Here is a 22,173-nt window from a genome sequence, read left to right as displayed (position 1 = left end):
GGTCACCTCCTATACGAACGGCCACCGGCCAGATCGACACCTGCACCAAACTGTGCTGGTCTCCGCGGGTGGCTTTCCGGGCCTCGCTGTGGTGCGTCCCGTCGACCGCGGGCACCTGGCGGGCTAGCGTCTGGGCGTGGACCGTGTCGTGTCGTTGTCCCAGCTCCTTCGCCGCTCGCTGGTCGGGCGCGGTGGACAGGCGGTGGGCCGCCTGTCCGATGTGATCGTCCGTCTGCGCGGGCGCGACTACCCGGTCGTCACCGGGCTGGTCGCCCGCGTCGGCCGGCGTGAGGTCTTCCTGCCGGTCGAGCAGGTCGCCGGCTTCGAGGGCGAGCAGATCAAGCTGACCAGCGAGGTCGTGGACCTGCGCCCGTTCGAGCGGCGCGAGGGCGAGGTGCTGCTGCGCGCGGACGTGCTCGGCCACCGGGTCGTCGATGTCGCGGACGTCGAGCTGGTCCGCGCGCACGACCTCCAACTGCGCCAGCACTCCGACGGGTGGACCGTGGACGCGCTGGACACCCAACCGCACCGCCCCGCCCTGCTCGGGCTGCTCGGCCCTCGTCCTGAGCCGCAGTGGCGGGACTGGAAGTCGTTCGAACCCCTCATCGGCCACGCCCACTCGGCCCGGGTGCGCGGGCCGTTCGGGCGGCTGGGCCGGCTCAAGCCGGCCGACCTGGCCGATCTGCTGGAGGACGCCAACCGCACCGAGTCGCACGAGATCCTGGCGACCGTGCATGCCGACCCGGAGCTGGAGGCGGACGTCTTCGAGGAGCTGGAGCCCGACTCGCAGACCCGTCTGCTGCGGGAGAAAAGCGATCAGCAGATCGCCGCGGTCCTGGCCCGTATGCACGCGGACGACGCCGCCGACGCGATCAACGACCTGCCCCAAGACCGCCGGCAACCCGTGCTGGACGCACTGCCGGCCGGCCAGCGCGCCAAGGTGCTCACCCTGATGGGCTTCAACCCCTCCAGCGCCGGCGGGCTGATGGCCCTGGACATCCTCACCGCACCCCCGGACTCCACCCCCGCACAGGTCCTGAACCAGGTCCGCGAGGCCCGCACCCTGCAACCCGAGGCGCTGACCAGCGTCCACGTCGTCGGCGACGGAAACCGGCTCATCGGAACCGTGACGCTCGTGTCCCTGCTGCAGGCCGATCCCGGCGCACGGCTGGACCAGCTGATGGTCAGCGGTCCGGTCCGCGTCGGCCCGGACACCGACATCGAGGACGTCGCCCTGCTCATGACCGACTACAACCTGCTGACCGTGCCCGTGGTCGACGACCAGGACCGCGTTCTGGGCGTCATCACGGTCGACGACATCCTGGAGACCGTCATCCCCGAGGACTGGCGCCGCCGTGAACCGGCACCGCACCCCGCCTACCGCCTGGACGAGCCCACCCCGGGCACACCTGCGCGCGACACGGACAGCGGCACGTGAGCACCCCCGACCAGCCGTCCGACCAGCCGCAGCGTCCCGGCCGCTCCCCTGAACCCTCGCCGGGGCCCGAGCCGCCCCGGCAGCCCAGCCCTCCCGCCGCAGCGCCCGCGCCTCCCGCAGCGCCCGCGCCTCCCGCCGCGCCTCCCGCGCCTCCCGCGCCTCCCGCCGCAGCGCCCGCGCCGACTGCCGCGCAGCCCGCCCCACCGGCCAGGTCCGCGGGCCCACCGGTGCCCCGGCCCAGCGCGGTCCTGGACGAAGCCCATCTCGGCGACATCGAGGGCGCGTTCGGCCGCATCCCCCGCGACCACCTAGAGGAACGCCCCGGCATCAAGACCCGGCTGCTGACACTGCTGGCGATCGTCGGACCGGGCATCATCGTCATGGTCGGCGACAACGACGCCGGCGGCGTGGCCACCTACGCCCAGGCCGGCCAGAACTACGGCTACTCCCTGCTGTGGGTACTCCTGCTCCTGATCCCGGTCCTGATCGTCAACCAGGAGATGGTGGTCCGCCTCGGCGCGGTCACCGGCGTCGGTCACGCCCGGCTCATCAACGAACGCTTCGGCCGCTTCTGGGGCTGGTTCAGCGTCGGCGACCTGTTCGTCCTCAACTTCCTCACCATCGTCACCGAGTTCATCGGAATCTCGCTGGCCTGCGAGTACCTCGGCGCCTCCAAGTACTGGGTGGTCCCGCTGGCCGCGCTCCTGCTGATCGCGGTCACCGCCAGCGGCTCGTTCCGGCGCTGGGAACGCGCCATGTTCGCCCTGATCGCCGTCAGCCTGCTCCTCATCCCGCTCACCCTGCTGTCCCAGCCGCGATGGGGCCAGGCCGCCCACGCCTTCGTCGTCCCCGGCATCCAGGGCGGCATCACCAGCGACGCCGTACTGCTGATCATCGCGATCGTCGGCACCACCGTCGCCCCCTGGCAGCTGTTCTTCCAGCAGTCCAACGTCATCGACAAACGGATCACCCCGCGCTTCATCGGCTACGAACGCGCCGACACCGTCATCGGCTCCGTGGTCGTCGTCATCGGCGCAGCAGCCCTGGTGATGATCGCCGACTTCGCCGCCCGCGGCACCGCGTTGGCCGGCCACTTCACCGACGCCGCAGGCGTCGCCGACGCCCTGGCGCAGCACAGCCACACCCTCGCCGTGATGTTCGCGATCGTCCTGATGGACGCCAGCATCATCGGCGCCGCCGCCGTCACCCTGGCCACCAGCTACGCCTTCGGCGACGTGTTCAACCTGCGCCACTCCCTGCACCGCGGCTTCGGCGAGGCCAAGAAGTTCTACGCCTCCTACAGCCTCATGGTCGTCATCGCCGCCGGCATCGTGCTGATCCCCGGCGCGCCCCTGGGCGTCATCACCGAAGCCGTCCAGGCCCTGGCCGGACTGCTGCTGCCCTCCGCCAGCGTCTTCCTGCTCCTGCTGTGCAACGACCCCGAGGTACTGGGCCCGTGGGTGAACCCGCGCTGGCTCAACCTGCTCGCCGCACTCATCATCGCCGTCCTGCTGCTGCTCTCCGGCACCCTGATGACCGCCACCCTGTTCCCCGGCGTCGACGTCAAATCCCTGACCATCTGGCTCGCCGTCGCCCTGGTCGCGGCCCTGGCAGCGGCGGCGGTCGGACTGCGGCTCGCCCAGCGGCGCTCCGGACACCGCCGGTCCGCGGCACCGGCGGTGTCGCCGGCCGAGAAGCTGGCCTGGCGCATGCCGCCGCTCGCCCTGCTCAAACCCGTCCAGTGGTCACCCGGACTGCGCCTTGGCATGCTCGCCCTGCGCGGCTACCTCGTCCTGAGCGCCGTCCTCCTCCTGGTCAAAGCCGTCCGCCTCGGCGGCGGCTGACCGGCCGGATGCCGGGCCGGTGCCGTGGTACGTCGGCCGGTGGGCGGACGGGTGGCTGTTCCCCAAGTGGCGGTGGGGGCGTGAGACGAGGTTGGGACGCCGGGGTGGCCGAATCCGCTGGAACACCGGGCCGCGCGCGGGGTGCTCGGGTAGGGTCGGCGATGTGGATCAAAGGTGGTCAACTCCTGTTATCACCAAGACCGTTGGTGACTTCAAACTCGGTGCCCCTGAGACGATTGGCAGGACAGCATGAGCGATTCCGGCGATGGAACTGTGCGCGCGAACGCGGTCATCTCCGTGAACAAGTACGAGCCCGTGGCCTATGACGAGCCGGCCGAAGGGCCGACCCTGACCAGGATCCACGTGGAGGAGAGTTTCAGCGGCGATATCGAGGGCGAGGGGGTGGTCGAGTTCCTGCAGGCCTCCCGCGCCGACGGGTCGGCCGGGTTCGTCGGCATCGAGCGGGTCAGCGGCACGCTCGGCGGCCGGAAGGGAACGTTCCTGCTGCAGGACGCCGGCACCTTGGAGGGCAGTGTCGTCACCGGTGACTGGTTCGTGGTGCCCGGATCGGGCACCGGCCAACTGGCCGGGCTGCGCGGTACCGGCGGCTTCCGCGCCAACCTGGGCGAGGGCGCCCAGGTCCACCTCGACTACTGGTTCGAATGAGCCGCCCCGCATCAGGGTCTGCCTCCCCACGGACCCGGCGCGCGTGCCAGCGTCCCCGCACCGCGGATCCGGACGCCCGCACACGCATGGGAGGCCTCGTCGGCTCCGGCCTGCCGCAATGGATGCCCGGGCAGGGGCCGTAACGGTGAGGTCGGCGACCCGGCGGCGAACCCGCCCACGGCGCCGCCCCAGCGCCGTTGCCGGCCCCGTCCGTTGCGTCGGGCTCCACCGAGAACGCGAAACGCTGGACGCGCGGATGCGCGTCTGAGACCAGTGCGGCGATCGACGCCTCGTCCCCGCTCTGGGCCGCGGCGAGGAGCTGGTTCCCCGGCCATGAGGACCTGGTGCGGCCACCGACGCGAACGCCCCCTCTTGCGCAGGAACAGCACGCAGCTGCACACCAGCATGGCCGCGACCACCACGGCGACTATGACTACGGTCATGAGAACCTCCCTCGACGTGCCGACCTCCCTCCTATGAGGCGGCGGATTTCCCGCGCGCTGGGTTTTGCGGCGGGAATCGCGCGGACAGATGTGAAAGGCCCAGGCCGTGACAGGGCCGGGGCCGGTGGCCCAGTCGTTGTTCCCGGGACCGCTGGCCGTGGCCGCGCGATGTCAGGGGGTGTGGGACGCATGCGTGCAGGCGCGCCGATGCGGGCGGGTATGCCCTAGAGTAGAAGTGGAGGCGCCTCCACTTCCCTCACTTTAAGTGGAGGCGTCGCCGGTTAGCAAGCCGGGATGACAGGAGACCACGGATGGTCACAGGGACGGGGCGCCCGCTGCGGGCTGACGCGCAGCGCAACCGGGACAAGATCCTCTTGGCCGCGGTGCGCGTCTTCGCCGAGGAGGGGCTGGACGCGCACCTGGAGCGCATCGCCAAGGAGGCCGGCGTCGGCTCCGGCACGCTCTACCGCAACTTCCCCACCCGGGAGCTCCTGATCGAGGCCGCCTACCGCAACGAGCTGAGCCGGTTGTGCGACGCGGCCCCTGACCTGCTGGCCGCGCTGGCCCCGCGTGAGGCCCTGCGCGCCTGGATGGGCCGCTTCATCGACTACGCGACCGCCAAGCTCGGCATGGCCGACGCCCTGCGCGCCGTCGTCGAATCCGGCGTCAACCCCTACGCCCAGAGCCACGAGATGATGCTGGTCGCCCTGACCTCACTCCTGGCCGCCGGCGTCGAAGCCGGCACCATCCGCTCCGACATCGGCGCCACCGACATGTTCGCCGCCCTGACCGGCATCGCACTCGCCTCCGGAAAGCCGGAACAGCGAGAGCAGGCCGAACGCCTCCTCGACCTCACCCTGGACGGCCTGAGCACCGACCGGCACTGAGGGCGGCGGCACCCGGGACCTCATCGGCTGTGCGCGAGGCGCCGGCGCACCGGCGCACCCGGCGGCGTTTGCGGTCTGCGCGCTGATGCGCACCCGTCTGGCGGCCGACTTGCAGGAACTGAACGGTCCCCGATGACGGCGGCGGGCGCACGCCTGCGGCAGGGCGGGGCGGACAGGTGCGGACAGGAGTGGACAGTCACCGCCCCCGCCGGTCCTGGAAAGTGGACACCGCCCCGCACGAGGCTGTGCGCCATGAACCCCCACCGCACACAGACGGCGCACACACCGCCCGCCACACACAGCGGCACACCTGGGTGGTCAACGGCTACGGCCTGGCGAGGTCAACCGCACCACCGACGCATGCCATCAGTTCAAGGCCCCTCCGAACAGCGCAGCAACTGACCTCACCCAGCCCGCACATCATCTGAGAAGAATCCAGAGAGAGGCTCCCCTATGAGCAGCAAGCCGTACCTGACCGGCCACTACACCCCCGTGGCCGAGGAGATCACCGCCACCAGGCTCGCCGTCGAGGGCATCCTGCCCCCGGAGCTGACCGGCCGACTGCTCCGCAACGGCCACAACCCCAAGCCCGGCGTCACCCCCACCCACTGGTTCAAGGGCAGCGGCATGGTCCACGGCATCCGGCTGCGCGACGGCCGTGCCGAGTGGTACCGCAACCGCTGGGTGCACACCCCGGCCCTCGACGGCGCCCCCTACATGACCGACCACGGACCCGACCTGACCGCCAGCGCCGCAGGCACCCACGTCATCGAACATGCTGGACGGCTCCTCGCCCTGTGCGAGGCCAATGTTCCCTTCGAGCTCACCCGGGAACTGGAAACGGTCGGCGCCCACGACTTCAACGGCAAGCTGCGCACCGCGATGACCGCGCACCCCAAGGAGGACCCGGCAACGGGGGAGCTCCACTTCTTCGGGTCCTCGCCGTTCCCGCCCCACCTGGTGTACTACGTCGCCGACGCCAAGGGCGAGATCGTCCACAGTGCCGAGGTCCCCGGGGCGACCGCCTCACTCAAGCACGACTTCGCCATCACCCGCCACCACGTGGTCTTCGTCGAGGGCAACGTCACCTTCGAGCCCGCCGAGCACTCCGGAATCCCCTACGGCTGGAGCGACCGGCAGCCCGCCCGCATCGGCGTCATGCCACGGGGCAACGACGGCGCCCGAAACGTCCGCTGGTTCTCCATCGAACCGGGCAACCTGCTGCATGTCGCCAACGCCTACGAGGACACCCAGGGCCGCATCGTGCTGGAAGGCCCCACCGTCGACCGCGAGGGATTCCAGCTCTCCTGGAACTGGTGGACCGGCGCGCCCGGGCGCGGTGCCGAGCCTGTCGCCCGCTCCTACACCCGCCGCTGGGTGCTCGACATGGCGGCCGGCAGCGTCGACGAGCAGATCATCGACGACCTGCCGGTGGAGTTCCCCACCCTCAACGAGGCGTACCTCGGCGCGGAGAACCGCTACCAGTACGCCGTCTCCTTCCCCGACGAAGAGGGCTTCGGCGGCTACGGCATCGTCAAGTACGACCGCGCCACCGGTGCCCGCCGAATCCACCAGGCCGGTGACGCCCGCCTGCCCAGCGAGGCCGTCTTCGTCCCCGCCGCCGGAGCCACCCGCGAGGACGACGGCTACCTGCTCACCGTCGTCTCCGACCTCAAGCAGAACGCCTCCCAACTGCTGGTCCTCGACGCCTCCGGCCTCGACCGGATCGCCACCGTCCACCTGCCCCACCGGGTGAGCGCCGGCCTCCACGGCTCCTGGATCCCCGACAGCACCCGGGACGACACCAGGGCTGACACACCGTGAGGAGGCACACCGACTCCTGCACGCACTGCCTCCGGCCGGCGTGAACGGTGATCAGATGCCGTGCAGTCCAGGACCGGCGGGTCTGAGGCACCCCCGCAGATCAGCACAGGCCGCTCATAGCAGTCTGACGAGACCCTCACACCTGCGGGCCAGGCTGGGAGTCATGTCGAATCCCACTCTCTGGTTCCGGTCGGAGCACCGCGGCGCGTGCCGCGCCGCGTTGCTCGCCGCCGTTGGCGCGACGGCATGTGTCGTCCTGACCGCCTGCGGCAGTTCGGGTGGCGGGGGTGGCGCCGCAGCCGCCGGTAGCGGCGCTGTCGCCTCGATCCCCGCCCCGGGTGCGAGCGGCGCCACCCCGGCCCCGCCGACCACCGACCCTGACTCCGGGCGCCCCCAGATCCGCTTGGACAGCTCCCAGGACGACATCAACCGGATGTATGCCGCCCATACAGCCTGCCTGACGCAGAAGGGGGGGCCGGATGCCGTGCTGCAGTGGAAGCAGAATCCCAACACCCCGGCAGGGCGGGCATGCCTGTCGAAACTGCCGCTGGACCCACCGGAACTGGACCCGGCCAAGAACCCGCACTACAGCGACGACCTGCGGACCATGGTGCAGTGCATGAACAGCCACGGCATCCAGTCGGAGGCGGTTCCGGACGGCTCCGGGTGGGCCCTGGTCCACGGCGGCGACCTGGGCGCACCCAACTTCGGTACCGCCGTGTCGACGTGTCAGGTCCAGGCGTTCGGCGGCAACAAGTAGGGGCGCGGCAGACGGCCCGGGACCTGCGCACCGGGCCCCGGGCCGTCGGCGGCCGTGGCCGTGTTCTCAGTGGGCAACCGTGCGGTGAAGCCCGTCCCCGGGTCGGTGGTACCAGCAGGCTTCTGCGCAGGGACACTTCAGCCCGCAGGCCTCAGCGCGCACGGTGTCGCGCCCCCGGCGAAGCGCCTGAACCGTCGGTGAGCTTGTAACCGATCCCGAAGACGGTCACCAGGTGTACGGGTCGGCGCGGGTCGGGTTCGAGCTTCTTGCGCAGGTTCAGGACATGGGCGTCTATGGTGCGCTCGGTGATGAACTGGTCCGAGCCGTGGGCCTGCGCGAGCAGTTGCCGACGGGTGAAGACCCGGTCCGGTTGCGCGGCCAGGACCGAGAGAACCTCGAACTCCCCAGGCGTACAGTAGATCTCACGCCCGCTCAGGCCCACGACGTGGCCGCGCCTGTCCACGGTCAGGGGTCCGACCCGCAGCACCTCGGGGTCTTCCGTGCGGCCCGGCGCCGGGGCGGCGAGCCGGCCGCGGCGCAGCAGGGTGCGGATGCGGGCCATGAGCTCGCGGGGGCTGTAAGGCTTGGTCATGTAGTCGTCGGCGCCCAGGTCGAGGCCGAGCAGGAGGTCCGCCTCGGTGGTGCGGGCGGTGAGCATCAGGATCGGGAGATCGGATTCCGCTCGCAGCACGCGGCAGACGTCCAGACCGTCGACCACCGGCATCATGACATCCAGGACCAGCAGGTCGGGCCGCCGGCGGCGGGCCTGGTCCAGGGCCGCGCGGCCGTCGTGGACCACGACAACGGTGTGGCCCTCGCTCTCCAGATAGAGGCTGATCACCTTCGCCTGCTTGGCGTCGTCCTCGGCAACCAGCACATGTGCGCACATGCAGCGGATCCTAGGACTCCACGTGCGATCCGGGCAGGTTGCTCACGGTCATCTGACAGGACGCTCATATCTGTTGACGATGATGACCGCCATGTCGAATGAGCGTGCCGAGGCCGGGCCGGCTGACAGCGGCGAGCCGAGGAAATCGAAGAAGAAGGCGGCCATCGTCGTCACAGCGCTGCTCACGGCGAGCGTTGCCGGCGTGGGGCTGGTCGGCTGGGCGGCCGGCAGGAGGCCTGGCCCTCCTGCGGCGAGCAGGGCAACGGATGCCACAACCGTCTCGGTGACGCGGACGGACCTGTCCGACACCCTGAGCCTGAACGGCACCCTGGGGTACGGCGATGCCAAGCCCGTCAAGGGGGCCAAGGACGGCCTGATCACCCAACTGCCCTCCATGGGGACCACCGTGTCCAGGGGGAAGCCCCTGTACGAGGTGAACGGCGTTCCCGTGGCCGTGTTCTACGGGGTCACCCCGCTCTTTCGGACGCTGGACCACATGGGTATGACGGGTGAGGACGTGAAGGTCGTCGCCGACAACCTCACGGCGCTCGGCTACGACGTCGGCGTCCAGCCGGCCCCGGGCACACTGATCGCCCAGAACTCCGGCAGGTCGGCATCCGACCTCCCGGCCGCCGGTGCGGAGCCGTCCGCGAGCGGTGCACGGCCATCGGGTTCAAAGCCGCAGCCGACGCCGGACGCGCCGCCGACCCAGCAGGCCTCGAACCCGCAGACGGCCCCGCCGCCGGTCCGGGTCAGGCAGGGCGACGGGGTGCTCACCGCTTCGCTCATCGCCGCTGTCAAGCACTGGCAGGACCATGTCGGCATACCGGCCACCGGGGTGCTGGGAATCGGCGATGTGGCGGTCGTACCGGGACCGGTGCGGATCAGTGCTGTGCAGGCCCAGGTCGGTGACCCGGCCGCCGAACCCCTGATGTCGGTCACCAGTACCAGCAAGACGGTGTCCGTCCCGGTGGACGCGACTGACGTCAACGCGATCAACAGCGGTGACCGGGCCACCGTGGTGCTGCCGGACAACTCCACGACCACCGCCACCGTCGCGGCCATCAGCACGAGCGCCGCCACCGACCCGGGGTCCGACGCCGGCGGCGCCACGGACCCCGGTTCCGCCAAGGTCAATGTGACCCTGTCACTGGACGACACCGCCGAGGTGCACCGCCTGAACGCCGCCCCCGTCCAGGTGCAGTTCACCACGCAGACCCACAAGGGCGTCCTGGTGGTGCCGGTCAGTGCGCTGCTGGCACTCAGCGGCGGCGGCTATGCGGTCCAGCTGCCCGGGGGACATCTGATCGCGATCAGAACAGGCCTGTTCTCCAAAGGACTTGTCGAGATCAGCGGCACCGGCATCGCCCCTGGCCTGAAGGTGGTCGCCTCCTCATGACCAGTCCCACCACCAGGACCGCCGGCGGCGACACCAGCCGTCCCGTGCGCGACCACGACGGGCCCGTGCTCGCCGTGCGCAACGTGAGCATGGCCTATTCCGGCGGAGTCAAGGCACTGGACGACGTCTCGCTCACCATCGCAACCGGAGAAATGCTCGCCATCACAGGACCCTCAGGCTCCGGGAAGTCCACGCTGCTCAACATCATGGGCACCCTGGACCGGCCCACCAGCGGCACGGTGGAGATCGGCGGCCACGACGCGGCGGCACTCTCGGACCGCCGACTGTCCGCGCTGCGCGGGCGCTGGCTCGGCTTCGTCTTCCAGCAGTTCCACCTGACCGACGGACTGACCGCCGCCGAGAACGTGGCCACCGGGCTGCTCTACGCCGGGGTGCCGCGCCGTAAGCGCCGGCCACTGGCCCTGCAGGCGCTCCTGCGGGTCGGCCTGGCGCACCGCACCGAGCATCAGCCGCATCAGCTCTCCGGCGGCGAGAAGCAGCGTGTGGCCATCGCCCGGGCGCTGGTCAACAACCCCGCCCTCGTGCTGGCCGACGAGCCCACCGGCGCACTGGACACGGCCAACGGACACGCCGTGCTGGAGCTGCTGACCAGCTTGAACGATGAGGGGGCCACCATCGCGGTGATCACCCACGACCCCGGCATCGCCCGACAGCTGCCGCGCCGGGTGGAGATCCTCGACGGCAGACTCCTCGCCGACACCCGTAGGGACAACCAGTCATGACCACCCCCCTGACCGCACACCTCGCGGGGGAGCGGAGAAGCGGCCCGCCCGTGCGACTGGGCCCGCTGGACATCCTGCACCTGGGTCTGCTGGGCGTGCGCACCCGCAAGATGCGCGCCGCACTGTCGGCACTCGGCATCTCCATCGGCATCGCCACGATGATCGTGGTCACCGGCATCCCCGCCTCCAGCCAGAAGGCCCTGCTCGACCAGATCTCCGCCCTGGGTACGAACATGCTCCAGGCCGAACCGGCCCCCAATCAGACACCGCCGGTGCTGCTCCCGCCGGAGTCGGTCGACATGGTCAGCCGGATCGGCCCGGTGAGCACCGCCAGCGCCGTGGCCAACACCCATGCCGCCGTGCACCGATCCGACCAGGTCGCCCAGGCCGACTACGAGGGCCTGACCGTCCTGGCCAGCAAGCTCAACCTGCTGTCCGCCATCAACGCCACAGTCCAGTCGGGGCAGTTCCTCAGTGCCGCCACCGAGGGCTTCCCCACCGCGGTCCTGGGATCAGTCGCTGCCACCCGTCTCGGCCTCTCGCAGGTCAATCCAGGAATGCCGGCGGCGCAGATCTACCTCAACCAGCGCTGGTTCACCGTCATCGGCATCCTCGCGCCAACCCCCCTGTCCCCTGACATCGACCGCTCCGTCCTGGTCGGATGGGACGCGGCCCGCACCCAGCTCGACTTCGACGGCCACCCCACGGTGATCTACCTCAAGGCCAGGGAGTCCGCGATGGAGGCGGTGCGCGGCGTCCTGCCCGCCACGATCTATCCGCAGCTGCCCGGCATGGTCCTGGTCAGCAGTCCCTCGGACGCCCTTGCCGCCAAACGCGACGCCCAGACCACCTACTCCGCCCTCTTCCTCGGGCTCGCCGGGGTCGCTCTGCTGGTCGGCGGCATCGGAGTGGCCAACACGATGGTCATCTCCGTCCTGGAACGCCGCCGCGAGATCGGCCTGCGTCGCGCGCTGGGCGCCAACCGCGGCCAGATCAGAAGCCAGTTCCTGACCGAGTCCGCAGTCCTGTCCGGGCTCGGCGGCCTGGCCGGCGCTGTCCTCGGCATCCTGGCCACCATCGGCTACACCACCTACCAGCACTGGCCCACGATCATCTCGGTCGCATCGGTGGCCGAGGGCCTTGGAGGCGCGATCCTGGTCGGCGTGATCGCCGGCGTCTACCCCTCCATCCGCGCCTCCCGGCTCACCCCCACCGAAGCCCTCGCCTCCACCTGATGCGGCCGCCCGGTGTTGAATCGGGCCGGTGCATCGCGGGGGAAGCGACCGCCGTTGGCTGCGGCCGGGTCGGTGTGGCGAGCCGGTGCGCCGCTGTTCGTGCCTTGCCGCGACCGGCGAGGCTTGAAGGGGATCTCCGGGCAGGTCCGTCCGGTGTGGGAACGTGGGGAGGGGAGCGTGTCAACGGGACCGTGAGTGACACCGGTGCGCGGCCGCGGGTCGGTGAGCACACCTACGGGCTGTTCGGCGTGGACTGGCGTCAGGTGCCGGTCGAGACCTGGCTCGGCCGTTTCATCACGGCCACCGACGTCCCTGCCCTGCCCGGGCCGTCCGCTGTCTCGCACTCCGCGTTCGACCCAGGCTGTGCGCGAGGCGCTGGCGTACTGGCGTGACCCGGTGGCGTTTGCGGTCTGCGCGCTGATGCGCACCCGTCTGGCGGCCGACTTCAGCAGCCCTGTGGAAGAGCTGCGGGCGTTGCTGCGCGGGGCTGTGGACGATCTCGCCGGTGACCCGCGTGGTGTGCGTGCCCGGGAGGCTCTGGTGGCGGGTTGCTTCTCCGGTGCGCCTGCTCAGGAGGCCGCGGCCCGCCGTCTGGGCCTTCCGTGCGGGACTTACCGGCGACATGTGCGTCAGGGCTTGGACCTGCTGTGCGAAGCCCTGTGGCAGCAGGAGCTGCACGGTCCCCGATGACGACGGCGGGCGCGCGCCTGCGGTGGGGCGGGGCGGACAGGTGTGGACAGGAGTGGACAGGAGTGGACAGTCACTGTCCCCGCCGGTCCTGGATAGTGGACACCGCCCCGCACGAGGCTGTGCGCCATGAACCTCCACCGCACACAGCCGGCGCACACACCGCCCGCCCCACGCCCGACAGCCGCGCCCGCGGTCCTGGCCGGCGCCGCGCGCCCCGGGGCCAGGTCGGCCGACCTGACCGGGGCTGCCGTCGACTCCAGGAACCGCAGCACAGCCCCGTCGGTGGCGGCCCCCGGGCAGGCCAGGTCGCGATCCGATGTCGCCGCCCGACCCAAGGCCGACGCTCCAGTCGACGCCAACCGCTACCCGCGACGGTGGGCCGCGCTCGCCGTGCTCGCCGTCGCGCAGTTCATGGTCGTGCTGGACGCGTCGATCGTGAATATCGCGCTCCCCGGGATGGGCACCGGCCTTCACGTGGGCGCTTCGGCGCTGACGTGGGTGATCACGGCCTACGTCCTCACGTTCGGTGGGCTGCTGATGCTCGGCGGTCGGATCGCCGACCTGCGCGGCCGTCGCGCGACATTCCTGACAGGACTGGCCGGCTTCGCGATCGCCTCAGGGGCGGCCGCTCTGGCCACGTCAGCTGGCATGCTGATCGCGGCCCGGGCCGTAGAGGGATCAGCGGCGGCCCTCATGTCGCCGGCCGCGCTGTCCCTGGTGACCACACTGTTCACCGGTTCCGAGCGGGCCAAGGCGCTCGGGGTGTGGGGTGCGGTCGCCGGCACCGGCGGCGCAGCGGGGGTGCTGCTGGGCGGCGTGCTCACCGGCACGTTCGGATGGCCGTCGATCTTCTTCGTGAACCTGCCCGTCGCGGCCGTTGTGGCCGCCGGCGCGCTGCGGTTCGTGCCCGGAGGCGGACGCACCGGCGGCCGGGTGGACCTGCCGGGCGCCGTTTCCCTGACCGCCGGCCTGGCCTCCATCGTCTACGGCCTGTCACAGGGCAACGACAAGGGCTGGGCCTCGACCACGGTGCTGGCCGCGCTGGCCGCCGGCGCCGTCCTGCTCGCGACCTTCGTCGCCATCCAGCGAGTGGTTGCCCACCCGCTGGTTCCGCTCCGCATCTTCCGCCTGCGCACGGTGACTTCCGCGAACCTGGTGATGGCCACCGTGGGATCGGCGACCGTTGGCCTGTTCTTCTTCCTGTCGCTCTACATGCAGCAGATCCTGCACTACTCGTCCCTCAAGGCCGGGGTCACCCAGCTGCCACTGGCGATGTCGATCGTCACTGCCGCGTCACTGGCGCCGAAGCTGGCGGCCCGGATCGGCATCCGGACCGTGCTGGTCACCGGGCTGCTGCTGCTCGCGGCCGGCCTTGGCCGGCTCTCGACCGCTCCGGTGGCCGGGACGTTCGCCGGCGCCATCCTCGGCCCCGCCCTGCTGGTGGGCACCGGCCTGGGACTGGCGTTCGTGGCGGTGAACGTCGTCGCTGCCGCCAAGGTGCCGAGCGCCGACGCCGGGCTGGCCGGCGGACTGATCAACACCGCCCAACAGATCGGCGGCGCGGTCGGCCTGGCCGTCCTGAGCGCTGTGGCCGCCGGTCGCACCGGGGCCGTTCCCACCGCCGTCGCCGTCAACCACGGCTTCCAGGCCGCTTTCACGGGGGCCGCGGCCATCGCCGCCGGCGCGGCACTACTGGCCGCCGTCTTCATCCCGCGGGTGGAGACGCCCACCGAGCCCACGCAGGCAATGGCGCTCTGAGAAACGCGGCCACGGCCGAGGCGCCACGCACCACCCCATCAATCGCACACCACACCAACCCCTGAAGGAAACGACCATGAACCTCCGCTCTCCCCACGCTCTGATCGCTCTGGCGGCGAGCGCGTTCGCAGTCACCGGCGTGGCCGGCACCGCGTTCGCCGACGACCACCATGGCGTTCCCCGCGTCGTCGACTCCTGGGCCGCGGCCTGGAACGGCACCGACCCGGCCGCGCTCGGCAGGGTCTTCACCGCCAACGGCACGTACACCGACGAGGCGGTCGGCGTCACCTTCTCCGGGCCTCAGCAGATCTCCGGCTGGAAGACGAAGACCGACCGGCTCATCTCCGATGCCCACGTCACGATCCTGAACGTCTTCAAGGACGGCCGCCACATCACCATCGAGTCGACGTACGCCGGGCACATCAAGGGCGCACCGAAGGCCTTCTCCGTACAGATGGCGACCGTCCTTGGCGGAGTCGGCGGCAACAGGGCGACCTCGGACAAGGACTACTACAATCTGGCCGCCGTGCTCAGCCAGTCCGGCCTGCCGTCCGGCTGGACCCCGCCGGTCGGCTGACCGCCCGCAGGACAGGCTCGGTCTGCTGACCGCCGTTCACCTGATCGCCGGTCAGCGGGCTCACGCCGTGTCCTTCGGCAGCCTCGTACAGGCCGTCCTGGCGCTCACCGCGTTGACCGCCCTCGACGCCGTGGTCCTCGGGGCCCATGCGGCCTGGGTCCCCTCCATCGGCTGGGCCCTGCTCATGCTCGCGGTGGGGCCCCGGAATTCCGTCGGTGGACGGGCGCTGACCTGGATGGTGCAGGAACCCGGCACCGTCACCTCCACGACGGTGGCCGCCTTCCTGACCGTTGTGGGCTTCGCCGCCTACGCCCAGCACGGAAGCCGCAGGTGAGCCGGCCGCGCCCGTCCTCCGGGCGGTCGGATGTATCCGGTGTCGCACGCCGACCGTTTGCGTCCCCCAGTGGGCCTCCCCCGATCGGCGGCTCATCCGGATGTACCGGTGCTGTGGGACACGCCCGGGATCGTGACTGTCGACGCTGATGACGAACTTGGGGAGCGGCCGGGCGGTGTGGCGAGCAGGTTAGCTGGGGCACGTCCTCCAGGACAGGTGGTAGATGGTGGTGACGCTGCCGTCGGTGGAGTCCATGGTCATGTAGCTGTTCGTGGTCGCGGGGTCTGACGTTCCGGCGTGCACGAGCAGCTGGGTGTTGATGTTCAGGTCGCGGATCTCGCCGCATGGCGCGAAGACCAGGGCGGCGACCCCGGTCTGGTCGGTGGCCTGCCAGTCGTCGTCCATCGGGCCGGGGAAGTCGTGGCTGGCGCTGGCGGTCTGTGTCTGGCCCTGGAAGTAGTAGTTCGCCCGTTCCTCTCCGGTCGCGCCGTTCGCGAGTGAGGCGTATCCGCGGTAGTCCGCCTCGGCGATCGCGTAGGTGAAGCCTTGCGGCGCGTTGATCTGCGCGGTGAGCTGGCAGTTCTTGCGGCCATCGGTCGGCGACGCCCCGGCGCCGACCTGGGCGAGGTAGTTGCTGTAGGTCACGGTGAAGGCGGTGTTGTCGGGAGAGATCGCGACGGATGCGGTTCCGGCGGGGCAGCCCGACCCGTTGACGCTGACCAGGGAGATCGTGAACCCGCCGGGCGGGGTGATGTCCGCGGTCCGCGCGTGCGCGGCGGTGGTGCCGATGACCATGGAGGACGCGAGCAGCGACGCGGCCGCACCGCCCATCGCGAGTGCACGAAGCATTCGAGTTCCTTTCGATCGGCGTTCGCCGAGGGAGTCGTGCCTGCCCTATTGTTGCGGGCATGACATACCCTCCTTGCACTGTCACCCTAGCCCTCCGCGCCGCGTAGACAGCACTGATTCCGGCCATATGTGAGAAGCCGACCGGGTGACCACGTTGCGGTGCGGCGACGCCGCCACCGGTGTGACCAGTGAAGTGAACGTCGTCGGAATGTGCCGTGGTTTGTGGTCATAGGCGGTCGTAGATGGCGGCCAGTTGACGCAGCACGTCGGTCGCGGTGTCCAGGGCGAGGGCATCGTGATGTGCGAGTGCGGTGTCGAGTGCCTGGGTGAGGGCGGCCTGGCGCTCGTGATGGCGGTGCCGGCCCGCGTCGGTGAGGGTGACCACGACTGATCTCTTGTCGCCGGCCGGGCGTTCGCGGGTGACGTAGCCGGCTGCGGCGAGGCCGTTGACCAGTTGGGTGGTGGCGGCGCCGGTGGTCTCGGTGGCGGCGGCCAGATGGCCGATCGGGAGCGGGCCCGTCTCGGCCAGAACGCGCAGTGCTCGCGCGTGGGTGAGGGAGAGCGCACCGGGGGTGCGGGTGGCCCGTCCGCGCAGGCGGGAGTCGGCGGCGCTGAGGCTGTAGGCGGCGCGAGCGAGCTGGTCGAGGGCGTGGTCGCGGGTGGGGGTGGGCTGCGGCTCGGGCATCAGGCGGTCTCCGTGGCGGCGGGTCAGTGGGTGAGTTGACAAGCAGCTTAGCCTAAGTACTTAATGAATAAGTACTTAGGTATCGAATTGCGGATGCCGGTACCCCATCGAGAGAGGACATCTGTCATGACTGTTCGTTCGACCGGTCAGAGCTGGGCCCTGGACATCGCCCTCGCCCAGGGCGGCTTCGACGCCCTGCACCCCCAGGCCAAGGGAACCCTGGAGCAGCTCGGCCACGACCACACCGACTTCGACAAGGTCTTCGACCTGGTGCAGAGTGGCGCGATGCTGCCCAAGGCCTGGGCCACCGTGGCCGGGCAGGCCGAGGAGCGAGCCGCCCACCACGAGCAGGGCGGCTTCGCCCAGACCGCCGCGGACCTGTACGTGCGCGCCGCGGTGATGTGGGGCCGCGCCCAGTACTCGATCTTCGACGCAGCCGACCCGCGCAAGCTCGCTTTCCGCGAGCACGCCAACCACTGTGTGGAGCGCCTGGGTGTGCTGCGGGGCGACCGGGTCCGCCGGGTGGTGCTCGAATTCGAGGGCGGCCAGATCTTCGGCCTGTTGCACCTTCCGGCCGGAGAGGTGCAGGGCGCCCCTGCGGTGATCCTCGGGCCGGGGATGGACATGATCAAGGAGGACTACATCTATGCGGCCGAGCGGTACTACACCTCGCGCGGGATCGTCGCCCTGTCCATCGAGGGACCGGGCCAGGGCGAGTCCCGGGCGAACGGGCTGACCGTCGACCTCACCAACTACGAGCGGGCGATCAGCCGCTACCTGGACCACCTCGCCTCGCTCCCGCAGGTCGACCCGGCCCGTATCGGCATGTTCGGCATCTCGATGAGCGGCTACTGGGGTTCGCGCGCCGCCGCCGCCGACCGCCGACTCGCCGCGCTGGCCGCGTTCGAGGCCGTCACCGGCGACCTCCAGACGATCTTCGAGCGGGCCCAGCCCACCTTCAAGAACAACTACATGTTCATGGCCGGGTACACCGACGAGGATGCCTTCGACCGCGAGCTGGTCGCCCGCATGCCGCTCGGCGACCTCGTCCAGGAGATCACCTGCCCGGTGCTGTACGGCATCGGCGAGTTCGACGAGCTCACCCAGCTGGAGCAGGCCCTGGCCAACTACGAGCGGATCCGAGCGCCCAAGGAGATGCGCGTCTACGAGAACGAGTTCCACCCGCTGGGCGGCACCGCCGCCGAGGTCTTCCGCTTCGGCGCCGAGTGGATTGAGCGAGCCCTGAACGGCGAGTTCGCCGAGACGGGCCGCGATGTACGCCACTACGTTCACCGTGACGGCCGCACCACCGACGGCACCGCCAACCCCAGCTGGTGGCTCGGCACCACCCCCGCCCAGATCACCGACGCCCGCCGGATGTGACACCAGCCGGGCCGCGAACGCAGGGGCGGCGCCCGGCGGGATGAAGGACTCCCCGCCGGGCGAGCTGGTCGTGCGGATCCGGGGGGTCACCAGGGACGTTGCTCGCGCCCGGGATCACCAGCCGGGAGCAGGAGGTTCTCGAGCTGCCGCCAAGCCCACCACCAAGCCTGTTGACGGAGCGTCAGTTTCCTTGTCAGTTCCCCATCCTGCTCAGATTTGTGGGTCATCTGTGTTGACATGGCGTCAGCAGGACTCCAAGACTGCTCTTTGACACCCGGTTGGCAACGTTGTCAGCATCAGGCTCAGTATTGACAACGTTGTCATTGCTCTGACATGTGAGCAGCAAGTGACTTGACGCTCGCTCAGGAGGCATGTGATGACACGACCCAGGCGCACAGGGGCGCCGCTCTTCCGCACCGTCGTGGTCGCTCTCTCGGCCGCGGCGCTGGCGGTGCTGCCGCTCCGAGCTGTGGCGGCATCGCCCGCACACCCGGCGGAGCCGATCACGGACGCGGCTTCACTGGTCAACCCGATCATCGGTACGTCCGGTTCCGTGGACACCTTCCCCGGAGCCGACACCCCCTTCGGCATGGTCCAGTGGAGCCCCGACACCACCCCCGAACGCGCCGACGGAGGCGGCTACGAGTACAACGACAAGAACATCTCCGGATACAGCCTCACTCATCTGTCCGGGCCTGGCTGCCCCTCCGGCGGTGACCTGCCCATCCTGCCCTTCACCGGCGCGCTCGGCGGTGACCTCGGCTCGACGTCGGTCGGCTTCACCCACAGCAAGGAGGCCGCCCAGGCCGGGTACTACTCACTGACCGACAACGCCGGGGTGACCAGCCAGCTTGCCACGACCTCCCGTGCCGGCATCGGCCGCTTCACCTTCCCCAGTGGCGCCGACGCGCACCTGCTCCTCAAGCTCAGCGGCGGTGCCACCCAGATAGACGGCACCCGCGCGCAGATCGTGGGCAACAACGAGGTGGTCGGCGCGATCGACAGCGGTCACTTCTGCGGCGCAGGCAGCACCTACACGATCCACTTCGACATCAAGTTCGACCAGCCGTTCAGCAGCAGCGGCACCTGGGTCGGCAGCACCGTCGACGCGAATGCCAAAGCGCTCCAGCTCGGGGCGGTGCAACCGACCCAGACCGCCCCGGCCACCCAGGCACCCAGACACGAGGCGCACTTCACCGTTCCGGGGAAGCCGCAGCCCACCACGCACGGGGCCAAGGCGATGGCGACCACCCCGCCGGTAGTCGGAGCCAACGGCGTCTACCTCGGCTTCGACACCTCGAAGGGCACCACGGTCACCGCCAAGGTCGGCATCTCCTACACCTCGGACACCAACGCCGCGCAGAACCTGGCCACCGAGATCCACGGCTGGAACTTCGACGCGGTACGCCAATCCGGTCACGACGCCTGGAACAAGGTGCTCGGCCGGATCCAGATCGGCGGTGGCAGTACCGACCAGCAGGTCCAGTTCTACACCGCGCTCTACCACTCGCTGCTGCACCCCAACGTCTTCTCCGACGACAACAGGCAGTACATGGGTATGGACCAGCAGATCCACACGGTCGCCAAGGGGCACACCCAGTACGCCAACTACTCCGGATGGGACATCTACCGATCGGAGACCCAGCTGATCTCACTGGTGGACCCAAGTGCGGCCTCCGACATGGTCACCTCGATGCTCAACGGCTTCGACCAGACCGGGATCATGCCCAAGTGGGCGAACAACAGCGGCGAGAGCTACGTCATGGTCGGCGACCCGGCAGACAGCATCATCGCCGATTCCTACGCCTTCGGCGCCCGCGGATTCAACGTGAAGCAGGCCCTGTCCGACATGGTCTACGAGGGCACCCACACCAACAACGACCGCCCTGGGGAGGCGATCCGCGAGGCCAAGGGCTACCTGCCGATCGACGACACGAGCTGGGGCTGCTGCAACTTCTACGGCCCCGTCTCCACTCAGGAGGAGTACGACACCGCCGACTACTCCATCGCCTCGCTCGCCAAGTCCCTCGGCAACCGGGCCACGTACAGCACGTTCGCCTCCCGGGCACAGGACTGGCAGAACGTCTTCAACCCGCAGACCGGCTACCTTCAGGCCAAGCTCGCCGACGGCGACTTCGCGCCCGGTTTCAGCCCGGGCACGAGCAACGGCTTCGTCGAGGGAACCTCGGCCCAGTACACGCCGATGATCCCGTTCAACCTGCAGGCGCTGATCCAGTCCCGAGGCGGCGCCGCTGCCTACAGCAGCTACCTGGACAGCCTCCTGGCCAACCTCACCAACCCCGGCAGCACCAACGCCGACCTGAGCAATGAGCCCAGCCTGGAGATCCCTTGGGAGTACGACTACGTAGGCGAGCCCTGGAAGACCCAGCAGAGCATCCGTGCGGTGCAGCAGGAACTGTTCTTCAACGCGCCAACCGGCGAGTTCGGCAACGACGACCTCGGCGAGATGTCTTCTTCGTACGTGTGGGGTGAGCTCGGGATGTATCCGGAGACACCGGGCACCGACACCCTCGCGTTGGCCAGCCCGGTCTTCCCCACCACGCTGGTGCATCTTGCCAGCGGCCGGACACTGACGATCGACGCCCCGGCCGCCGCCACAGGCAACCCGTACGTGCAGAGCCTGAGCCTCAACGGCAAGTCCTGGAACCAGCCCTGGGTGTCCTTTGGCAGCCTGGCGGGAGGCGGCACGCTCGACTACACCCTCGGCTCCACCCCGAACACCTCCTGGGGCACGGCGTCCTCTGCCGCGCCGCCCTCGGACTCCACCGGTGAGCGCCCTGTGCTCGCCTCCGTCGGACCGTCCACCGGAGGCGGCCTGATCCTCGCCCCGGGCGCCAGCGGCACCGCCACCCTGGACCTTGCCAACATCTCTGACAGCCCGGTCGGCGTGAACTGGACCGCCACCCCGCCCTCCGGCGTCACCCTGACCGTCACCAGCGGCACGCTCACCGTCCCGGCGAGAGCCACCATGGACCAGAAGCTCCAGATAACCGCAGGCAGCACCGAGGGCGCGTACTCCATCCCGATCACGCTCACGGCCGGGGCCACATCCCTGCCGTCCACCGCGCTGAAGCTGGCGGTGGCCAGTGTGGGCGAGCTGTGGCCCTACCAGACCGACACTGGTGTCTACGCTGACGGCACAACCTTCGGCGGGGGGTTCGACGGCGGCGGATTCGCCTACTCGGAGCAGCTACTGGCAGCCGCCGGAGTCAAGACCGGAGGCACCGTCACCTCCGGGGGAATCACGTACTCCTGGCCCGGCGGTACCGGGAAGCCGGACAACATCGTGGTGTCCGGGCAGACCATCCCGCTGAACGCGCCCGCCGGGGCCGCGTCGATCGGCTTCCTGGGCGCCGGCACCAACTCGCCGGCCACGGGGACCAGCGGTGACGTCGTCGTCACCTACACCGATGGGTCCACCGCCAAGGTGACCCTGACCTTCTCCGACTGGACTCTGAACGCGGGAGCCAGCCATCCGCTCGCCGGCGAGACGGTCGCGGCGAGCATGCCCGCACGGGACAGCTCGAACGGCAGTCAGCAGACCGTCAGCACCGACCTGTTCTCCACCAAGCTCCCGCTCGACGCGACCAAGCAGGTGGCGAGCATCACCCTGCCGACCACCGACAACGGTACGCTGCACATTTTCGCCATCGGTTTCGGCAGCTGACACCGACCGGGCAGGGACCGTACGCGGACGGCGCCCCCGGCGGGGTGGTGCCGTCCGCGTACTCGGCCGCTTCCCGTCCCC

19 protein-coding genes are annotated in these 22,173 nt (G+C 70.1%); 16 read left to right on the top strand and 3 right to left on the bottom strand.

What is annotated here, in order from left to right; all coding sequences use genetic code 11:
- Positions 1 to 136: 136 nt before the first annotated feature.
- From ABH925_RS15520 to ABH925_RS15495, 6 genes are all read left to right on the top strand, one after another.
- On the top strand, positions 137 to 1,438 hold the full coding sequence (locus ABH925_RS15520; RefSeq protein ID WP_370148254.1) for a magnesium transporter MgtE N-terminal domain-containing protein: 1,302 nt from the start codon (positions 137 to 139) through the stop codon (positions 1,436 to 1,438).
- A 227-nt stretch (positions 1,439 to 1,665) separates the two neighbouring features.
- Positions 1,666 to 3,282: an Nramp family divalent metal transporter gene (locus tag ABH925_RS15515; protein WP_370148252.1), complete on the top strand. Its 1,617-nt coding sequence runs from the start codon at positions 1,666 to 1,668 to the stop codon at positions 3,280 to 3,282.
- Between the two features lie 249 nt (positions 3,283 to 3,531).
- Positions 3,532 to 3,948: a DUF3224 domain-containing protein gene (locus ABH925_RS15510; protein ID WP_370148251.1), complete on the top strand. Its 417-nt coding sequence runs from the start codon at positions 3,532 to 3,534 to the stop codon at positions 3,946 to 3,948.
- A gap of 754 nt (positions 3,949 to 4,702) precedes the next feature.
- Positions 4,703 to 5,278, top strand: coding sequence for a TetR/AcrR family transcriptional regulator (locus tag ABH925_RS15505; RefSeq protein ID WP_370148250.1), 576 nt, complete (start codon positions 4,703 to 4,705; stop codon positions 5,276 to 5,278).
- Positions 5,279 to 5,731: 453 nt separating this feature from the next.
- Positions 5,732 to 7,102 (top strand): carotenoid oxygenase family protein, encoded by a 1,371-nt coding sequence (locus ABH925_RS15500; protein WP_370148247.1) that lies wholly within the window; start codon positions 5,732 to 5,734, stop codon positions 7,100 to 7,102.
- Positions 7,103 to 7,265: 163 nt separating this feature from the next.
- On the top strand, positions 7,266 to 7,862 hold the full coding sequence (locus tag ABH925_RS15495; protein ID WP_370148246.1) for a hypothetical protein: 597 nt from the start codon (positions 7,266 to 7,268) through the stop codon (positions 7,860 to 7,862).
- Between the two features lie 151 nt (positions 7,863 to 8,013).
- Here ABH925_RS15495 and ABH925_RS15490 read toward each other — a convergent pair whose 3' ends face one another.
- Positions 8,014 to 8,751, bottom strand: a complete 738-nt coding sequence (locus tag ABH925_RS15490; protein WP_370148243.1) for a response regulator transcription factor — start codon at positions 8,749 to 8,751, stop codon at positions 8,014 to 8,016.
- 91 nt (positions 8,752 to 8,842) lie between these two features.
- Between ABH925_RS15490 and ABH925_RS15485 the strand changes: the two genes are divergently transcribed.
- The 8 genes from ABH925_RS15485 to ABH925_RS15450 all read left to right on the top strand — a co-directional run bounded on the left by ABH925_RS15485 (position 8,843) and on the right by ABH925_RS15450 (position 15,487).
- Positions 8,843 to 10,150: a hypothetical protein gene (locus ABH925_RS15485; protein WP_370148241.1), complete on the top strand. Its 1,308-nt coding sequence runs from the start codon at positions 8,843 to 8,845 to the stop codon at positions 10,148 to 10,150.
- A gap of 89 nt (positions 10,151 to 10,239) precedes the next feature.
- Positions 10,240 to 10,893 (top strand): ABC transporter ATP-binding protein, encoded by a 654-nt coding sequence (locus ABH925_RS15480; RefSeq protein ID WP_370148315.1) that lies wholly within the window; start codon positions 10,240 to 10,242, stop codon positions 10,891 to 10,893.
- Positions 10,890 to 12,128: an ABC transporter permease gene (locus tag ABH925_RS15475; protein WP_370148240.1), complete on the top strand. Its 1,239-nt coding sequence runs from the start codon at positions 10,890 to 10,892 to the stop codon at positions 12,126 to 12,128. The genes ABH925_RS15480 and ABH925_RS15475 overlap by 4 nt, the downstream gene beginning before the upstream one ends.
- Before the next feature lie 191 nt (positions 12,129 to 12,319).
- On the top strand, positions 12,320 to 12,520 hold the full coding sequence (locus ABH925_RS15470; RefSeq protein WP_370148238.1) for a hypothetical protein: 201 nt from the start codon (positions 12,320 to 12,322) through the stop codon (positions 12,518 to 12,520).
- Positions 12,492 to 12,818 carry a hypothetical protein gene (locus ABH925_RS15465; protein ID WP_370148236.1) on the top strand — a complete coding sequence of 109 codons (327 nt, stop codon included), beginning with the start codon at positions 12,492 to 12,494 and terminating at the stop codon, positions 12,816 to 12,818. The genes ABH925_RS15470 and ABH925_RS15465 overlap by 29 nt, the downstream gene beginning before the upstream one ends.
- 126 nt (positions 12,819 to 12,944) lie before the next feature.
- Positions 12,945 to 14,576 carry an MFS transporter gene (locus ABH925_RS15460; protein ID WP_370148234.1) on the top strand — a complete coding sequence of 544 codons (1,632 nt, stop codon included), beginning with the start codon at positions 12,945 to 12,947 and terminating at the stop codon, positions 14,574 to 14,576.
- 76 nt (positions 14,577 to 14,652) lie between these two features.
- Positions 14,653 to 15,153: a nuclear transport factor 2 family protein gene (locus tag ABH925_RS15455; protein WP_370148233.1), complete on the top strand. Its 501-nt coding sequence runs from the start codon at positions 14,653 to 14,655 to the stop codon at positions 15,151 to 15,153.
- A 67-nt stretch (positions 15,154 to 15,220) separates the two neighbouring features.
- The gene (locus ABH925_RS15450; RefSeq protein WP_370148232.1) at positions 15,221 to 15,487 is read left to right on the top strand and encodes a hypothetical protein; all 267 of its coding nucleotides are present in this window, start codon (positions 15,221 to 15,223) and stop codon (positions 15,485 to 15,487) included.
- Positions 15,488 to 15,676: 189 nt separating this feature from the next.
- On the opposite strand, the gene ABH925_RS15445 is transcribed toward ABH925_RS15450, so the two are convergent.
- The gene (locus ABH925_RS15445; protein WP_370148230.1) at positions 15,677 to 16,336 is read right to left on the bottom strand and encodes a DUF4360 domain-containing protein; all 660 of its coding nucleotides are present in this window, start codon (positions 16,334 to 16,336) and stop codon (positions 15,677 to 15,679) included.
- A gap of 226 nt (positions 16,337 to 16,562) precedes the next feature.
- A complete protein-coding gene (locus ABH925_RS15440; RefSeq protein ID WP_370148229.1) occupies positions 16,563 to 17,021 on the bottom strand; it encodes a MarR family winged helix-turn-helix transcriptional regulator in 459 nt (152 codons plus the stop codon).
- Between the two features lie 126 nt (positions 17,022 to 17,147).
- On the opposite strand from ABH925_RS15440, the gene ABH925_RS15435 reads away from it, so the two are divergent.
- Together ABH925_RS15435 and ABH925_RS15430 are read left to right on the top strand one after the other, a co-directional pair.
- Entirely contained in the window at positions 17,148 to 18,404 is a 1,257-nt protein-coding gene (locus ABH925_RS15435) for an alpha/beta hydrolase (protein ID WP_370148227.1), read from the top strand.
- A gap of 376 nt (positions 18,405 to 18,780) precedes the next feature.
- Complete coding sequence (locus ABH925_RS15430) at positions 18,781 to 22,092, top strand: lectin (RefSeq protein WP_370148225.1); 3,312 nt, start codon at positions 18,781 to 18,783, stop codon at positions 22,090 to 22,092.
- Positions 22,093 to 22,173: the final 81 nt, after the last annotated feature.

Origin of the sequence: Streptacidiphilus sp. EB129 (genome assembly GCF_041262645.1) — a bacterium.
GTDB lineage: Bacteria > Actinomycetota > Actinomycetes > Streptomycetales > Streptomycetaceae > Streptacidiphilus.
Note: the sequence above shows the minus strand (reverse complement) of the source record. Positions and strands in the feature narration are given on the sequence as shown.

Bases quoted from the DNA above. Each gene is read 5' to 3' on its own strand.
- ABH925_RS15480 (WP_370148315.1), top strand. From the start codon at position 10,240: ATGGCCTATTCCGGCGGAGTCAAGGCACTGGACGACGTCTCGCTCACC.
- ABH925_RS15445 (WP_370148230.1), bottom strand. From the start codon at position 16,336: ATGCTTCGTGCACTCGCGATGGGCGGTGCGGCCGCGTCGCTGCTCGCG.
- ABH925_RS15460 (WP_370148234.1), top strand. From the start codon at position 12,945: ATGAACCTCCACCGCACACAGCCGGCGCACACACCGCCCGCCCCACGC.
- ABH925_RS15485 (WP_370148241.1), top strand. From the start codon at position 8,843: ATGTCGAATGAGCGTGCCGAGGCCGGGCCGGCTGACAGCGGCGAGCCG.
- ABH925_RS15505 (WP_370148250.1), top strand. From the start codon at position 4,703: ATGGTCACAGGGACGGGGCGCCCGCTGCGGGCTGACGCGCAGCGCAAC.
- ABH925_RS15435 (WP_370148227.1), top strand. From the start codon at position 17,148: ATGACTGTTCGTTCGACCGGTCAGAGCTGGGCCCTGGACATCGCCCTC.
- ABH925_RS15455 (WP_370148233.1), top strand. From the start codon at position 14,653: ATGAACCTCCGCTCTCCCCACGCTCTGATCGCTCTGGCGGCGAGCGCG.
- ABH925_RS15430 (WP_370148225.1), top strand. From the start codon at position 18,781: ATGACACGACCCAGGCGCACAGGGGCGCCGCTCTTCCGCACCGTCGTG.
- ABH925_RS15475 (WP_370148240.1), top strand. From the start codon at position 10,890: ATGACCACCCCCCTGACCGCACACCTCGCGGGGGAGCGGAGAAGCGGC.
- ABH925_RS15500 (WP_370148247.1), top strand. From the start codon at position 5,732: ATGAGCAGCAAGCCGTACCTGACCGGCCACTACACCCCCGTGGCCGAG.
- ABH925_RS15510 (WP_370148251.1), top strand. From the start codon at position 3,532: ATGAGCGATTCCGGCGATGGAACTGTGCGCGCGAACGCGGTCATCTCC.
- ABH925_RS15495 (WP_370148246.1), top strand. From the start codon at position 7,266: ATGTCGAATCCCACTCTCTGGTTCCGGTCGGAGCACCGCGGCGCGTGC.
- ABH925_RS15490 (WP_370148243.1), bottom strand. From the start codon at position 8,751: ATGTGCGCACATGTGCTGGTTGCCGAGGACGACGCCAAGCAGGCGAAG.
- ABH925_RS15440 (WP_370148229.1), bottom strand. From the start codon at position 17,021: ATGCCCGAGCCGCAGCCCACCCCCACCCGCGACCACGCCCTCGACCAG.